At 63.7% G+C, this 15,156-nt stretch carries 12 protein-coding genes; 1 reads left to right on the forward strand and 11 read right to left on the reverse strand.

The window, feature by feature from the left end:
- Positions 1-25: 25 nt before the first annotated feature.
- A complete protein-coding gene (trxB, locus tag ACZ1G8_RS01690; protein ID WP_221428059.1) occupies positions 26-991 on the reverse strand; it encodes a thioredoxin-disulfide reductase in 966 nt (321 codons plus the stop codon).
- A 66-nt stretch (positions 992-1,057) separates the two neighbouring features.
- Positions 1,058-1,837 carry a tyrosine-protein phosphatase gene (locus tag ACZ1G8_RS01695; RefSeq protein ID WP_472680115.1) on the reverse strand — a complete coding sequence of 260 codons (780 nt, stop codon included), beginning with the start codon at positions 1,835-1,837 and terminating at the stop codon, positions 1,058-1,060.
- A 104-nt stretch (positions 1,838-1,941) separates the two neighbouring features.
- Here ACZ1G8_RS01695 and ACZ1G8_RS01700 point away from each other — a divergent pair, with 104 nt between their 5' ends.
- Positions 1,942-2,406, forward strand: a complete 465-nt coding sequence (locus tag ACZ1G8_RS01700; RefSeq protein WP_472680116.1) for a response regulator — start codon at positions 1,942-1,944, stop codon at positions 2,404-2,406.
- Here ACZ1G8_RS01700 and ACZ1G8_RS01705 read toward each other — a convergent pair whose 3' ends face one another.
- The 9 genes from ACZ1G8_RS01705 to ACZ1G8_RS01745 form a co-directional block, all read right to left on the reverse strand.
- On the reverse strand, positions 2,407-3,807 hold the full coding sequence (locus tag ACZ1G8_RS01705) for an alpha,alpha-trehalose-phosphate synthase (UDP-forming) (RefSeq protein WP_472680117.1): 1,401 nt from the start codon (positions 3,805-3,807) through the stop codon (positions 2,407-2,409).
- On the reverse strand, positions 3,804-5,591 hold the full coding sequence (locus tag ACZ1G8_RS01710; protein ID WP_472680118.1) for a glycoside hydrolase family 15 protein: 1,788 nt from the start codon (positions 5,589-5,591) through the stop codon (positions 3,804-3,806). Before ACZ1G8_RS01710 ends, ACZ1G8_RS01705 begins: the two co-directional genes overlap by 4 nt.
- Positions 5,588-6,331, reverse strand: coding sequence for a trehalose-phosphatase (gene otsB, locus ACZ1G8_RS01715; RefSeq protein ID WP_472680119.1), 744 nt, complete (start codon positions 6,329-6,331; stop codon positions 5,588-5,590). Before otsB ends, ACZ1G8_RS01710 begins: the two co-directional genes overlap by 4 nt.
- Before the next feature lie 39 nt (positions 6,332-6,370).
- The gene (locus tag ACZ1G8_RS01720; protein WP_472680120.1) at positions 6,371-7,027 is read right to left on the reverse strand and encodes a retropepsin-like aspartic protease family protein; all 657 of its coding nucleotides are present in this window, start codon (positions 7,025-7,027) and stop codon (positions 6,371-6,373) included.
- Positions 7,028-7,067: 40 nt separating this feature from the next.
- Positions 7,068-8,066: an L-histidine N(alpha)-methyltransferase gene (gene egtD / locus ACZ1G8_RS01725; RefSeq protein WP_472680121.1), complete on the reverse strand. Its 999-nt coding sequence runs from the start codon at positions 8,064-8,066 to the stop codon at positions 7,068-7,070.
- Positions 8,063-9,319 carry an ergothioneine biosynthesis protein EgtB gene (gene egtB / locus ACZ1G8_RS01730; protein WP_472680122.1) on the reverse strand — a complete coding sequence of 419 codons (1,257 nt, stop codon included), beginning with the start codon at positions 9,317-9,319 and terminating at the stop codon, positions 8,063-8,065. The genes egtD and egtB overlap by 4 nt, the downstream gene beginning before the upstream one ends.
- A gap of 122 nt (positions 9,320-9,441) precedes the next feature.
- A complete protein-coding gene (locus ACZ1G8_RS01735) occupies positions 9,442-10,545 on the reverse strand; it encodes a GGDEF domain-containing protein (protein ID WP_472680123.1) in 1,104 nt (367 codons plus the stop codon).
- A 76-nt stretch (positions 10,546-10,621) separates the two neighbouring features.
- Positions 10,622-11,995 (reverse strand): class II 3-deoxy-7-phosphoheptulonate synthase, encoded by a 1,374-nt coding sequence (locus ACZ1G8_RS01740; protein WP_472680124.1) that lies wholly within the window; start codon positions 11,993-11,995, stop codon positions 10,622-10,624.
- Positions 11,996-12,116: 121 nt separating this feature from the next.
- The gene (locus ACZ1G8_RS01745) at positions 12,117-15,047 is read right to left on the reverse strand and encodes a M16 family metallopeptidase (protein WP_472680125.1); all 2,931 of its coding nucleotides are present in this window, start codon (positions 15,045-15,047) and stop codon (positions 12,117-12,119) included.
- Between the last annotated feature and the right edge of the window lie 109 nt (positions 15,048-15,156).

A 15,156-nucleotide genomic window follows, 5' to 3' on the forward strand; every position in this document is an offset into this window, starting at 1 on the left:
AAACCCGTCGGAGTGCCGGAGCGGCTTATTCGGCCGCTTCGCGCTCCGCCACTTCCAGCGTCGCAAGGAAGCGCTCTGCATCGAGCGCGGCCATGCAGCCCATGCCCGCAGCCGTGACCGCCTGGCGATAGGTATGGTCCGTGACGTCGCCCGCCGCGAATACGCCCGGGATTTCGGTCTTGGGCGAGCCCGGTTCGGTGAGCAGATAGCCGCCATCGTCCATCGGCAGCTTGCCCTTGAACAGCTCGGTCGCCGGAGCATGGCCGATCGCGACGAACGCGCCGTCGCATTCGAAAGTGCTGTCCGGACCGCCCTGCGTATCACGCAGGTTGAGATGGTGCAGCGCGCCGTTCTCGCCCGCCTCGAAACTCTCGACCGTCTTGTTCCAGAGCACAGTGATCTTCGGGTGGTTGAGCAGGCGTTCCTGCAGGATCTTTTCCGCACGAAGCTCGTCGCGGCGGTGGATCAGTGTAACATCGTCCGAGTGGTTGGTGAGATAAAGCGCTTCCTCGACAGCGGTATTGCCACCGCCGATCACCGCCACCTTCTTGCCGCGATAGAAGAACCCGTCGCAGGTCGCGCAGGCCGAGACGCCCTTGCCGCCCAGTTCCATCTCGCCCGGAACGCCCAGCCATTTGGCCTGCGCACCGGTGCAGATCACGAGGACGTCGGCGATATATTCGTCGCCGCTATCGCCCTTCGCCGTGAACGGCGAGCCCTTCGATACGTCGACATCGACGATTGTGTCCCACATCATCCGCGTGCCGACATGTTCCGCCTGTTTCTGCATCTGCTCCATGAGCCAGGGGCCCTGGATGACGTCGGCGAAGCCGGGATAGTTCTCGACATCGGTTGTGATGGTCAGCTGGCCGCCGGGCTGGAGGCCCTGCACCACGATGGGCTCCATCATCGCGCGCGCGCCGTAAATGGCAGCGGAATAGCCGGCGGGGCCGGAGCCGATGATGAGCATCTTGGTGCGATGGGTAGCCATGGTCTTGTCTCTTGGAACGTCTCGGATTGAATTGAACAGGCTATATGGGGATTGCCCCCGCCAGAGTCACGCCACGAAGCGCGCCTTGAGCCGCTCCTTCAACACCTCATCCACACCTAAGGCATTTTCGAGATAGGCGTCGAGCGATCCATGATCCTCGGCTGCTACGCGCCAGAACGTGGCGAGATAGTCCTCGTGGACCTCCAGCAGCGCGCGGATAGCATCGTCGTCAAGCTTGCGGCCCAGCTTTGCCTCGATCCCGGGCACAGACTGGCTGGCCAGCACCTCAAGAGTGGGCGCGTCGTTGGTGCGCAGGAACTCGGCCATCTGCTCGTCGCGGTGCACGCCGAGGACATGGAGCACGAGCATTGCTGCGACACCGGTGCGGTCCTTGCCGGCGAAGCAGTGAACGAGACTGCCTCCCTCACGCTCGTCCAGCACCCTGAAATAGCGCGAGAACATCTCGGTCATGGCCGGATTGCGCGGCATGCGCGTGTAGACGCCGATCATCCTCTCGCGCGCGAATTCCGTCGTCGTCGTGTCGGGCGCGACGTTCATGTGCGGCGGGCTGGACGTGGTTTCCCCTTCATAGGCGATGACCTCGCCCGCCCATCGATCCGAACGCCGACAGGGGTTCCGTTCCCGCTCGGATTCGCCGCGCAGGTCGATGATCGTGCGGATATCGAGGGCGTCAACGGCGGCAAGGTCTGCATCGCTTGCGTCCACATGCTGGCCGGACCGCCACAGCAGGCCGGTGCGCACGCTGCCGCCCTCGCCCGTCTTCCACCCGCCGAAATCGCGCAGATTGTGGATGCCTTCTGTCGGAATGAACGGTTCGCGAATCATGAGGTCCCTCGTGCCAGCCATGGCACTGCGTAACAATCCGTATTGCCCGAATTACCGGCCTTGGCGAGGTTTCGTGCCACTGCACATCGCGAGACGGAACGGAGATGCACGTGGCCCACATCCTGATAGTCGACGACGACGAGATCATTGCCGAAATGGCGAGCCAGATCCTGATGGATGCCGGTCACGCCTCGGGCTGGGTCCCGGACGGTGAAAGGGCACTCGAACTGCTCAACTGGCGCCGACCCGACCTCCTCTTGCTCGATCAGGACATGCCCGGCCTGACAGGGGCCCAAGTGCTTCGCTCACTGCGCAGTTCGGCCGAGAATTACGATCTGCCTGTCATCATGTTCACGGGCATCAGCGGTATCGAAGATGAGAATGCCGCCTTCCACAACGGAGCGCAGGCCTATCTGAGAAAGCCCTTCGAGCCCGAAACACTGCTGCGGCAAGTCGAGGAAGTCCTCACACCGCGTGCCGAGCGGCCACGGCACATGAGTCTCATGGATCACCTCGAACAGGCCACCGGTCGCTGGCGCGATGCGCCATCCAAGCGGGCCGTGTCCTGATCAGCAACCGCTGACCCGGTCGAGGTCTTCGAGGAAAGTGTTGGTCCAGTCCTGGACGTTGTCCTCCCTGACCGTCGCAATAAGCTTGTCATAGCGCGCCCTGCGCTCTTCCAGCGGCATGTCGAGCGCGGTCTTGATCGCATGCGCCAGATCGTCGGGACTGTGCGGATTGACCAGCAGGGCATCCGCCATCTGCGCCGCCGCACCGGCAAAACGCGAGAGAATCAGGACGCCGGGATCTTCGGGGTCCTGCGCAGCGATGTATTCCTTCGCGACAAGGTTCATGCCGTCGCGCAGAGGCGTGACGAGGCCGATCTTCGAGGCGCGGAAGAACCCGAAAAGTTCGGAGTGGCTGTATCCGCGGTTGACGTAGCGCACCGGGACCAGGTCCACCTCGCTGCGCGCGCCGTTGATCTGTCCCGCCTTCTGTTCGAGCGTGGCGCGGATCGCCTGGTAACTGTCCACATCCTCACGGCTGGGCGGTGCGATCTGCACGAACACCAGATCGCGCGTACGCTCGGGGTTCTTGTCGAAGAATCGGGATATCCCGTCCAGCCGCTCCGGCAGGCCTTTCGAATAGTCCAGCCGGTCCACGCCGATCATGGCTGTCCTGTCGCGGGTCGAGGTCGCAAGCCGCTGTTCGGCTTCCCAGGCATCCTTCGTTTCGCCAAGCGCACTGAAGTGATCCCAGTCGATGCCGATGGGATAGGCGCGCGCCGTCGTCGTGCGCCCATCGAGAGAAACCGAACCGGTCGCCTCATCCACCTCGGCGCCCAGCTCGGTGCGGCAATAGTGGAGGAAGCTGTCGAGCCATTCCTTCGTCTGAAAGCCGATCAGGTCGTAGTGCAGCATCGTCTGCACGAGCCGCTCGTGATAGGGCAACGAGACGAACAGCCGCGTTGCCGGCCACGGGATATGCAGGAAGAACCCGATCCGGTTCTTGAGGCCGCGCGACCGCAAGCGTTCGCCGAGCGGGACCAGGTGATAGTCGTGGACCCAGACGAGGTCGTCTTCCTCGATCAGCGGTGAGACAAGCTCCGCGAAGCGTTCGTTGACGCGCTCGTAGCCCTTGCCGGTCTCGCGCTCGTATTGCGCAAGGTCGAGCCGGTAGTGGAACAGCGGCCACAGCGTCGAGTTGGCATAGCCGTTGTAATACTCCTCGACGTCGCGCTCGGAAAGATCGATCGTCGCTGTTGTCACGCCGTCGCTGGTCTGGGTGGAGACATTGCCGGTGCGGCCGCTCTCGCTCTCTTCACCCGACCATCCGAACCAAAGCCCGCTGCGGTCCTTCAGCGCCGAATGCAGCGCACCCGCGAGCCCGCCCTGCGCACCGGCCGCGCCGCGAGCCTTGGGCACCGCGACCCGGTTGGAGATGACGACGAGGCGGGCGTCGGCGCTCATCGCACCTCGCTCCAGCTTTTCGAGAGATGACCTGCAGAGTTGATGATACCTACCAGCGAATAGGTCTGCGGGAAGTTCCCCCAGAGCTCGCCGGTATCATAGTCGAGGTCTTCGCTCAGGAGCCCGGACCTGGTCGTGTGACTGAGCATCGAGCAGAACAGCTCGCGCGCCTCGTCGCTGCGTCCGGTCAGGTGCAGCGCCTCGATCAACCAGAAGGTGCACACGTTGAAGGCGGTTTCCGGAGCGCCGAAATCGTCCTCGGCAGCGTAGCGGAGCATATGGTCGCCGCGCCTGAGGTCGCGCTCGACTGCAGCGAATGTCTTGAGGAAGCGCTCGTCATCGGGTTTGAGGAAGCGCAATTCCACCATCTGGAGCAGGCTCGCATCCAGGTAATCGCTTTCGAAGCTGGCGCCGTAATGGCCGCCCTCCTCACTCCAGGCCTCCTCTTCGATCTTGGCCCTGATCGCATCGGCGCGTTCCTGCCAAAAGGCCACGCGGTCCGCCTTGCCGAGCCTTGAAGCGACCTTCGCAAGCCGGTCGCAGGCGGCCCAGCACATGACGACCGAATAGGTGTGCACCTCCTGCCGCGTGCGGAATTCCCACAGGCCTGCATCTGGCTTGTCGTGCTTCGCCCAGGCCGCTTCGCCCACCTCTTCGAGATGCGCGAAATCGCGCTCGTCGGCCATGCGCAACAAGCGCGTGTCGAAGAATGCCTGCGCGGTCGGCATGACGATCTGGCCGTAGCAATCGTACTGCACCTGCTTATAGGCGGCGTTGCCGATGCGCACCGGCCCGTTGCCGCGATATCCGGCCAGATGCTCCGCCTCGCTTTCATGCAGTTCCGGATCGCCCATGACCGAATAGAGCGGCTGGATCTGCCCCCCGCGTGCTTGATCGATGATGTTGCGAAGATAGGCGAGATACTTCTCGAGCACGTCTAGCGCGCCGAGGCGGTTCAGCGCCTGCACGGTATAGTAGCTGTCGCGGATCCAGCAGTAGCGATAGTCCCAGTTGCGCTGGCTTCCAGGCGCCTCGGGGATCGAAGTCGTTAGGGCAGCCACAATGGCCCCCGTCTCCTCATGCTGGCAGAGCTTCAGCGCGATTGCCGCGCGAATGACCTCCTCCTGCCAATCGAGCGGGATGTGAAGCCCGCGAACCCAATGCTGCCAGTATTTCTGTGTCTGGGCTTCCATGCGCCGCAGTTCGCTGCGGATATTGCCCGAGAATGGCTCGTCAGGGCCGAGGAAGAAGTGCTGGTCGCTTTCGACGCGGTAGCTGCGTCCTTCGAGGATGTAGCCCACCGGCGCATCGGTCGAGAGGCGCAGCGCCTGGTCGCCGACGAGGTAGCGGATGTGGTTCGTACCGTTCGTCGTCGCGGCGATGCTCTCGCCGTAATTCTTCATCGGCGCGAGGCGCACGCGCAGCCGGGGTGCGCCGGCGACGGGTCGCACGATGCGAATGAATGCGACCGGGCGGTACATGCGCCCCGAACTTTCGAAGCGCGGCGCGAAATCGTGGATTTCCAGCGCGCTACCATCCTCCGCCTCCAGCCGCGTCACAAGGATAGGCGTGTTGCGAATGTAATGCTGGCTGGAAGAGACCTGCCCTTCGAGTTCAAAGCGCCAAACGCCCTCGTCGCTCTTGTCGCCATTGAGCAAGGAGCAGAAGACCGGGTCTCCGTCGACCCGCGGAACACATCCCCAGACAAACCCGCCCACCTCGTCGACCAACGCGCTGACCTGACAATTGCCGATGGGGGAAAGTTCGAGATTGGGTTCGTTCATAGATCCAGCCAATGATGCACTGCAGCGACGTCTTCGAGGTGATAGCGCGCAGCCTTGCTTGCCCGTTCCCCGACCGCAATGCCGAAACCGGAGAATTCGATTGCAGCGGCCATGCCGTGCTCATCGGTCACATCGTCGCCGATGAAGACCGGTAGGCTCCCGGCGAAGGGTTCTATCGCCATGAAGGCTTCCAGCGCGGCGCCCTTGTTCGCGCCCGGTCTGACGAGCTCTGCGACGCTCTTGCCGCTGGTGACGTCGAGCCCGTGCCGGGATGCAACGCGCGACGCGAAGTCGAGTGTCGCCTCTTCCTTATGCGGGTCCCCGCGGAAATGAAGCGCGCCGCCGTGGCTCTTGGTTTCGTAGAAGAGGCCGTGTTCGTCGGCGAAGTCGCGCAATTCCGCGACAGCTTCATCCGGCAATCCAGTGGGCGCTTTGCCCAGACGCGTGCCATCGGCAAGAAAGCGCGAGGCACCGTGCGAACCCGCTCGCGCGATCGAAACCTCGCCGAGATGCGCGTGAAGATCGTCGAGCGCCCTGCCGCTCACGAGTGCGAGGCGTCCATCGAGCCTGTCTCGCAAGGCGTGAAGATGGCTCGACAGCGTATCGGGCACGTGAATATCGCCCGGTCTCGGCGCTATGCCTACCAGCGTACCGTCGAAGTCGAGGAACAGGGATAGGGGCCCGCGGGCGAGCAGCTCGGCGAGGCTTGGCGGAGATGGGAGCGGAGCGGGGCTGGCCATCAACTCCGACTTAACGGCTCCTACGCGTCCGTCAAACGATCACTCGGTTACCGGCGAGCCGGGATTCAGGATCAGTTCGCCATTCTCCACCCGCCAGCCATCGAGGCGGGAGAGGAAATTCATGCCCAGCACGTTGGTCCGCCCGAGGTTTGGCGCGATGACCGCATCGATGCCGCGCGCCTCGATATTGCCGAGGCGCAAGCTCTCGACCGTGGTGAGATCCGCCGTCACCGTGCCGTTGGCGGTGCTGATCCTGACGGGCAAGCCGCCCGTTCGCGGCTCCAGCCCTGCTGCGCGGGCGGCGTCGGCGGAGAAAGCGGTAAGTGTGGCGCCGGTATCGACGAGGAAGCGCATGGGCGTCCCGTTGACGTCCGCCTTGAGCCAGAAATGGCCGTCGGGCGACATGGGGATCACCGTCTCGCCGCCCTCAATGCGCTGTTCGGGCATGCCGATTTCGGTGAAGGCGTCCAGTCTCGGATCGAAGCGGGCGACTTGCACCAGTACGGCTAGCAAGATGCCCACCAGCGCCAGCGTGCTGAGAGTGCGGATGAGCCTGCCGCCAGCGACCTTGTTGCGCAGCATCAGGGCGCCGACCCAGCCCAGGAACAAGGCGGCAATGGTGCCGATCAGCAGGCCGGATCGCGGTACGGTCTGCGCGATCTCCATCAGGCTCGTGAGGACGGGCTCGAAGTCCATGACAACGATATAGGTATGCCTACCCTGCCCGTCGATGAACTTATGGCGCCTCGCGCTTTTCGGTCGCCTCGGCAAGGATCAGCGAGAAACGGCCCTTGCTGTCGGTCCAGCGCTCGCGCGGGGTCCAACCACCGGCGAGCAGCAAGGTATTCGCGCTCCTGCGCGTGAACTTGTGGCTGTTTTCGGTGTGGATCGTCTCACCCGCCTTCATGGCGAACTCGCGCCCGGCGACGGAGAAGGCGATGTCGCGTGTCGCCACGAGGTGCATCTCGATCCGGGCGAATTCATCGTTCCAGATGGCCTTGTGCTCCAGCGCATCGACAGGGATCGAGCCATCCAGCTCGCGATTGATGCGTCGAGCAAGATTGAGATTGAACTCGGCCGTCACGCCGCGCGCATCGTCATATGCGGCTTCCAGAACCTCGCGGTCCTTGACGAGGTCCATACCGATCAGGAGCAGCGGTGCTTCTCCCTCATCCGCGCCGAGCGTGGCACGCATCGAGCGCAGCAAGTCGACCGCCGTTCGGGCCACCATGTTGCCGATGGTCGAACCCGGGAAGAACCCCAGTTTCTCCATGCCAGCGACTTCCTCGGGAAGAGCGACTTCGCGCATGAAGTCCGCCTCGACCGGATGCACCGCCAGGCCCGGAAACTTCTCCGAAAGGGCGGCGGCGGATTCGCGCAGGAAATCGCCCGAGATATCGAGCGGCACATAGGCAGCCGGCTCGATCGCTCTCAACAGGAGTGGAGTCTTTACCGAACTGCCCGAGCCGAACTCGACCACCGCCCTGCCTGTGCCGATCAGGGCTGCGAACTCCTCGCCTCGGCCTTTCAGGATCTCGGTCTCGGCGCGCGTCGGATAATATTCCTCGAGGTCGGTGATATCCTCGAACAATTGCGAGCCTGCATCGTCATAGAGCCAGCGCGCCGGAACGGCTTTCTGCCGCTGGCTCAGACCTGTGAGTACGTCACCGCGGAAGGCGCGGTCCACCCCGTCGTCGTCGCGGTCGACGAGTGCCAATCCGTTTGTTTTCGTCATATGTCCTTTGCCAGTCTCACGCCGGTGAATTGCCAGCGCTGGTGCGGGTAGAAGAAATTGCGATAGCTCGGGCGAGAATGCCCCCTCGCGGTCGCGCAGCTTGCGCCCTTCAGGACAAACTGCCCGCTCATGAACTTGCCGTTGTATTCGCCGACCGCTCCCTCTGCCGGCTCGAAGCGCGGATAAGGAAGGTAGGCTGAACGGGTGAACTGCCAGCAATCGCCGAACAGGCCATCGCTTCCCACCGGCAGCGGTGGTTCCGCGCCGCCGAGCTGGTTACCGCCAGCCGCGTCATGGGCAGGCGCCTCGCCTTCCTGACCGCGCGCGATGGCTTCCCATTCGAACTCGGTAGGCAGGCGATACCCGGCCCATGTGGCGAATGCGTCTGCCTCGAAATAGGAGATATGTGTAACCGGGGCCCCCGGATCGCGCGCTTTCCAGCCATTATGGGTAAAGTGCTCGCCCTCGCGCCAGTATGACGGCGCCGAAATTCCGTTCTGGTTCACCCAGGTCCAGCCATCCGACAGCCAGATCGCGGGATTGCGATATCCGCCATCGGCGATGAACTCGTCCCACTCGCGATTGGTCACAAGCCGCGAGGACAGGGCAAACGGCTCGAGCAGCACGCGGTGCGCCGGGCCTTCATTGTCGAAGGCGAACCCGCTCTCCTGATGACCGACCAGGGCGATCCCGCCCGGATGGCTGTGCCAGCCGTCCTCCTGCTTTTGGGCAGGCGGTGGGGTCGCATCCCACATCGCGGAGCCGAGGGGGTTCTGGAACAGGGCGTGCTTGATGTCGGTCAGCAATAGTTCCTGATGCTGCTGCTCATGCGCAAGGCCGAGCTCGATCAGTGGCTGCAGGTCCTCACGGCCGAGCAACGGTTGCATCGCCTCGTCGACATGCGCTCGCCATTCGAGGATCTCGCCAAGAGTGGGCCGCGACAGCATCCCGCGGGAGAAGCGCGCGATCCTCTCTCCCTCGGCTTCGTAATAGGAGTTGAAGACGTAGGGCCAGTCATCGTTGTAGAGCGCATAACCGGCCTTGTGGTCGCGCAGGAGGAAGGTCTCCCAGAACCACGTCACATGCGCGAGGTGCCATTTCGCCGGCGATGCGTCTTCCATCGACTGGAGCGTGGCGTCGGCCTCGCTCAATGGGCCGACCAGGGCCTCGCTCAAGGAGCGCACTTGCCGATAGGTCCCGGCAAAATCGCCGCGAGCGCTAAGTTGGGAATGGCTCGTCTGGGTGCGGGGCATGGCCCGGCTCTCCCCTTGCCGGCTGCCAGAATCGAGCAACCGTCAAGCACCATGGCGCATTTCCGTGACGGTTTAAAGGGTACCGGGTCTCTCCGAAATATGGATAACTTTGAGGGCCTTACTCAGGCGGCCCGCGTCACGCGGTTCCGGCCCGCTCGCTTTGCCTCGTAGAGCGCCGCATCGGCGCGCGCGAACATCGTAAGGGACGCATCGCCTTGCTCGAGCTCCGCATGGCCAGCGCTGATCGTTATAGAGGGGATGGGCGCGCTGAGAGTGCCTGCCTCCACTGCCCAGCGCAGCCTTTCGGCGGCCCTCAAAGCGGCCTCGGCCGCACAGCCCGGCATGATCCAGATGAATTCCTCCCCGCCCACGCGCCCCACGAGATCCATTTCGCGTGCCTGTCGCGAGGCGATATCGCCCAGCGCCCTGATGACCTTGTCGCCGGTCAGATGGCCGTGTCCGTCGTTGACCGCCTTGAAGTGATCGATGTCGAATACGACGACCGACAGCGGATCGCCGCTCTTTCGCGCCTCGACCACCGCGCGATCGAGGAAAGCCATTGCCGACCGGCGGTTGGCCAGCCCCGTCAGTTCATCGGTATTGGCCTGCTGTTGCGCCAGTGCAGCGCGTTCCAGCGCCTCGTCACGGTCACGCTTCAAAGAATAGTCTCCGGTCACATCGCGCACGACCATGAAGACCTGTTCGCGCACGCCGTCGGGCGAAAACAGATTGCGCGCCCTCGCCCGCAGGATCCGCGAGTTCCCGCTTCGGTCGGCCACTTCGAATTCGATCGCAAAAGCTTCGTGGTCGCGCTCGTGCGCCTGCAGCGTCGTCTCGATCTGAGCGAGCCCGTCGGGCAGGATCCGCTCAAGAATGTCCTCACGCGGGGCCGTACCTGCAGGCAGGCCCGCCAGGTGGCACATTTCCTCGGACCAGAGATGGCGGCGCGGGTCGAGTTCGATGCACCACCTGCCATAGCCTGCCAGCCCCTCGGCCGTTTCCAGCAGGTCGACGTTTCGGGCGAGGTGCTGCGCATCTCGGCGGAGTTTCCCGGCGAGCTGGCGCGAACGCAGTCCATGGATTGCCACCAAGGCGAACGCGAGGGCGAACAGGAGGCCGCTCACACCGGGACGTGGACTGAGGTACGCTAGGCCGGCCAGCACGATGGCCAGCGGCCAAGCCGGTATCGCGAGCGATCGCTCCGATCGCGGTTCGACGTTTTGCACAATGGCCTCCTACTCATCAGGAGGATTGCGCAGAAATGGCCGAAGGAAGGTTCTACGTCCGCCTAGGCGATTGCACCTAGGCGGCGTTCGCCTGCGCCTGCGAATGCTCGGCGTTGAGAGTCTCTGCGATCAGGAACGCCAGTTCGAGCGACTGCGCCGCATTGAGGCGAGGGTCGCAATGCGTGTGATAGCGGTCCTTGAGCGCCTCGTCGGTAATTGCAACGGCGCCGCCAACGCATTCGGTCACGTCCTGTCCGGTCATCTCGATATGGATGCCGCCCGGATGGGTGCCCTCGCCGCGGTGGACCGCGAAGAAGCCCTTCACCTCGCTGAGGATGCGGTCGAAGGGCCGAGTCTTGTAGCCACTGTCCGACTTGACCACGTTGCCGTGCATCGGATCGCAGCTCCACACGACCGGATGCCCTTCCGCCTTCACCGCGCGAACGAGGCGCGGCAGGCCGTCTTCGACCTTGTCGTGGCCGAAGCGACTGATGAGCGTGATCCGGCCCGGTTCGCGGGCGGGGTTCAACGTATCGAGAAGCTTGAGCAGCGCGTCGGTCTCCAGGCTGGGCCCGCATTTCATGCCCAGCGGATTGCCGATGCCGCGCGCAAATTCGACATGCGCGCTGCCTTCGAAGCGAGTGCGGTCACCGATCCAGACCATATGCGCGCTGGTGTCGTACCAGTCACCGGTCAGGCTGTCGCGGCGGGTCAGTGCCTGCTCGTAAGGGAGCAGCAGCGCCTCGTGGCTGGTGTAGAAGCTGGTGCCCTGAAGCTGCGGCACGGTCGCCGGGTCGATCCCGCAGGCCTCCATGAAGTCCAGCGACTCGCCGATGCGATCGGCGGTCTCGGCGAACTTTTCCGCCCAAGGGCTGCGGCCCATGAAGTCGAGCGTCCACTGGTGGACCTGGCGAAGGTTTGCGTATCCGCCACCCGCGAAGGCGCGCAGCAAATTCAGTGTGGCCGAGGCCTGGAAGTAAGCGCGGACCATGCGCTGCGGATCGTTGGTACGCGTCGCGGCGTCGAACTCGATGCCGTTGACGTTGTCACCGAAGTAGCTCGGGAGCGTCACATCGCCCTGCGTTTCGGTGTCAGAGCTGCGCGGCTTGGCGAACTGGCCTGCCATGCGGCCCACCTTCACCACCGGTTGCTTGCTGGCGAAGGTCATGACGACCGCCATCTGAAGCAGCACGCGGAACGTGTCGCGAATATTGTTCGGATGGAATTCGGCAAAGCTCTCGGCGCAATCGCCGCCCTGGAGCAGGAACGCCTTGCCTGCCGCAACTTCCGCGAGATCGGCCTTCAGCGCGCGCGCCTCGCCTGCGAAAACGAGCGGCGGATGGCTGGCGAGCGCCTGCGTCGCCTCGTCGAGAGCGTTGGCGCTTTCATAGCGCGGCAGGTGCTTCGCTTCGAAATCCTGCCAGCTATCGGGTGCCCATTCGCGTGCCATTATCCATCCATTCGGTACTAAATTCGGTATTGCTTACGATGCTCATGCCAAGCCCAGACGGGCTTTTCGCGCAAGCAGCATAAACTTGGCCAGCACAAAAGCCCGATTGCCGTGATCGCTCCTAGCGACCGCTTTGCGCTGACCCCGAAGGTACACGGGTGGCGAGTTCCTGGCCTTCCGGGAGCACCGCCATGCGCCATGCGCTGTCGGCAAGATAGCGCTGCGCAAGCTCGAGCATGCGCTCGGGCGATGGATTGACGTAATCCTGCAGGAACCCGCGAAGCGCGCGCATCCGGCGCGGATCGGTGGTCGATCCTTCGAGCTCGGTCATGAAGAAGTAGTTCCCGCTCGAAAGGCGCTCGTAATAGTTGCGCAGCGGCTCTGCAGCGCGGGCCAGCTCTTCCGCAGTCGGCGGGGTCTCAGCCAGTTCGCGCGCGATGCGGTCGGCTTCAGCGAAGAATACCGGCACATCCTTAGGCTGGAGCTGGGCAAGGCCGACGATCGAGCCACCGCTTTCCACATCGGTCGGCCAGTCGAGACGGACCGAGGGAGAGTAGCTCGCACCCGAGCGCTCGCGCATGGAATCGAGCAGGCGGTTACCCATCACCTCGGTAAGGATCGCCAGCTGGCGCGATTCGCGGATGCCTCCGCGACCGGCACCGGCAGGCCAGGCGATCACGGCGGCGGCCTGGTTCGCCTCGCCCTTGTGGAAGCGCACCACGGTCTCGCCCGCATCGCCCAGATTATAGGCACGCGCAGCGACTTCGGCAGGGATCGGCTTGCGGTCGGGCAATGCGCCGAACGTCTTGCTGAGCACTTCGACGGCCTGTTCCTTGTCGTAATCACCGAAGATCAGGACCTCGACCGGGCCTTGCTCGAGGATTGGCTCCCAAACCTCGCGATAACCCTCGATGTCTGCAGCAGCGAGCATGTCCGGCGTCGCGGTTCGGAAGACTTCGAGTTCGTCGTAGAGGAAGTAGTTGAGGTCCCGCGACAGGACACCGCCCGGCGTTGCCGCATAGCTTTCGTATGCGAGCTGGGCAGCTGCCTTGGAGCGCATCACGGGATTGGCATCCCAGCGCGGCATGCCGAGCTTGGCGGCGAACAGATAGAGCTGGTCGGCAAGATCCTGGCGCCGGGTCTGGGCCGAAAAACTGAAGGTGCCATCACCGATCGCAAAATCGAGACCGAGCTTGCGCCCGGTGCGGATGCGGTCGAGCTCTTCCTGACCCAATTCGCCAAGTCCGGTCGAGAACATCGAGGACTGGCCGAGCTGGATATAGGCCGCGTCTTCGGGATCGAAGGCTAGGTAGCCCGCTCCGAAGCGGACTTTCACCAGCGTGCGGCCAGGCTCGAAGCTGTTGGCCTGAAGCAGCGCGGTAACGCCATTGTCGAATACGATGCGCTCGACATCGCCGATCCCGTGCGGGCCGCGGCTGACGATCTCGCCCGGCTCGCCGATCGCCGGCAAGTCGTCGAAGGAGATCGTCTGCGCTGCGAGACGCGCGTTTGCTGCGGCGTCGACTTCCTCGAGCAGGGCTGTGCGCAGGACTGTTTCGTCACCATCGGCGGCGGAAGGAGTCACGTAGGTCGCGCGGATCACCGGACCGCTGAACAGGTCGCGGGTGGTCTCGAGAACCGTTTCCGGCGTCGCCTTGTCGCGCATCGAGTTGAAGACCATCAGGAAGGTCTCGGGCGCGGCAATCGCCTCGCGGATGTCGACCGCGTTGACGAGATCGTCGGCGAAGTTCGCAGCCGGCAGCACCGAACGCTGCTCGACGTAATTGGTGTAGCCGACTTCCATTTCGTCGAGCTCGCGCTCCATTTCCTCGCGCGTGGGAGGATTGGCGAGCGCATCGGCGATGACCGCGCGCACGTCGGCAAGCGCGGCTTGCCAGTCGTCGGTCAGCGGTGCGAACTGCACGAGCGTTGCATGGGTGGAGCGGCTGAACTTGTCTTCGCTCGCTTGCGCATAAAGGTAGCTTCCGCCAGCGCGGGCCCGCGCTTCTAGACGCCGGTTGATCAGCAACAAAGCAAGTTGTTCTTCGAGGCGGCCCTCATTGTAGATGATCGTATCGTTCACCTGCCGCCAGGGGCGGAAATATCCGTAAGTGAAGCTGCGCGGCAGCGTCGGCTCGACGATGACAGCCACATCGCCAACCGGGTTCGCCGGATCGGCCCCCGGAGGCACCACCGGATCACCGAAATCGGGTGCGTCTACTGCCGGGCCCTTGCCTTCCCAGCCGTCGAAGTATTTCTCGACCATTGCGGCGAGCAGGTTGGGGTCAAGATCGCCGACCACCGAGATGACAGTGTTTTCCGGACGGTACCAGCGATCGTAAAAGGCTTTGACCGACGTGCCATTGGCTGCGCGCAGCGTGTCTTCGGTGCCGATGGTGACGCGCTCGGCCATGCGTTGGCCGGCGAACAGGGTCTGGAGGTTCGCCTCCGAAACACGCTCGGAAACGCCGCCACGCTCACGCTTTTCGGCGAGCACGATGGGCACTTCGGCACGCACATTGGCATCGCTCAACACTGGGCCGCGGATCATGCCGGAGATCAGCATCATGCTTTCTTCGAACTTGGCGGGGTCTACATTCGGCAGGTCGAGCTTGTAGACCGTATGGGTCGGGCTGGTCTCAGCATTGGTGTCGCTGCCGAAAGTCGCGCCAAGCTTCTGCCAGCGCGGAATAGCTTCCGCGGGCCCGAGGTACTGGCTCTCTCGGAACAGCAGGTGCTCGAGGAGGTGAGCGAACCCGAGCTCGCTGTCTTCTTCGTGAAGCGACCCCGCATCGATGCGGACACGGATCGAGACTTGTCCGGGCGGCACGCCGTTCTCGCGCACACCGTAACGCAGGCCGTTGTCGAGCTTGCCGAAGACCCATTCCTCGTCGCGCGGAACATCGCTGTTCTCGTAGATCCAAGGAACCTCGTCCTCGGTCTGCACGCTTGCGGGTGCCGGATAGTCCTGCGCGGGCAGCGTCTGCGGGACGAGCAGCAGTGCGGGAAGGAAGAGCGCGAGACGCCGTGCGGCGCGCGAAAAGTCGGTCATGACAGGCATATAGGCGAGCCCCAAGTGAAGCGCCAGTGAATGAAAGAGATGCTTCGCCGCTGCGGGCCAAGAATGGCTTGTCCTCCAAGGGCCCCGCTCCTACATCGCA

Source organism: Qipengyuania sp. BR81-2 (assembly GCF_055693895.1).

Bases quoted from the DNA above. Each gene is read 5' to 3' on its own strand.
- trxB (WP_221428059.1), bottom strand. From the start codon at position 991: ATGGCTACCCATCGCACCAAGATGCTCATCATCGGCTCCGGCCCCGCC.
- ACZ1G8_RS01695 (WP_472680115.1), bottom strand. From the start codon at position 1,837: ATGATTCGCGAACCGTTCATTCCGACAGAAGGCATCCACAATCTGCGC.
- ACZ1G8_RS01700 (WP_472680116.1), top strand. From the start codon at position 1,942: ATGCACGTGGCCCACATCCTGATAGTCGACGACGACGAGATCATTGCC.
- ACZ1G8_RS01705 (WP_472680117.1), bottom strand. From the start codon at position 3,807: ATGAGCGCCGACGCCCGCCTCGTCGTCATCTCCAACCGGGTCGCGGTG.
- ACZ1G8_RS01710 (WP_472680118.1), bottom strand. From the start codon at position 5,591: ATGAACGAACCCAATCTCGAACTTTCCCCCATCGGCAATTGTCAGGTC.
- otsB (WP_472680119.1), bottom strand. From the start codon at position 6,331: ATGGCCAGCCCCGCTCCGCTCCCATCTCCGCCAAGCCTCGCCGAGCTG.
- ACZ1G8_RS01720 (WP_472680120.1), bottom strand. From the start codon at position 7,027: ATGGACTTCGAGCCCGTCCTCACGAGCCTGATGGAGATCGCGCAGACC.
- egtD (WP_472680121.1), bottom strand. From the start codon at position 8,066: ATGACGAAAACAAACGGATTGGCACTCGTCGACCGCGACGACGACGGG.
- egtB (WP_472680122.1), bottom strand. From the start codon at position 9,319: ATGCCCCGCACCCAGACGAGCCATTCCCAACTTAGCGCTCGCGGCGAT.
- ACZ1G8_RS01740 (WP_472680124.1), bottom strand. From the start codon at position 11,995: ATGGCACGCGAATGGGCACCCGATAGCTGGCAGGATTTCGAAGCGAAG.
- ACZ1G8_RS01745 (WP_472680125.1), bottom strand. From the start codon at position 15,047: ATGACCGACTTTTCGCGCGCCGCACGGCGTCTCGCGCTCTTCCTTCCC.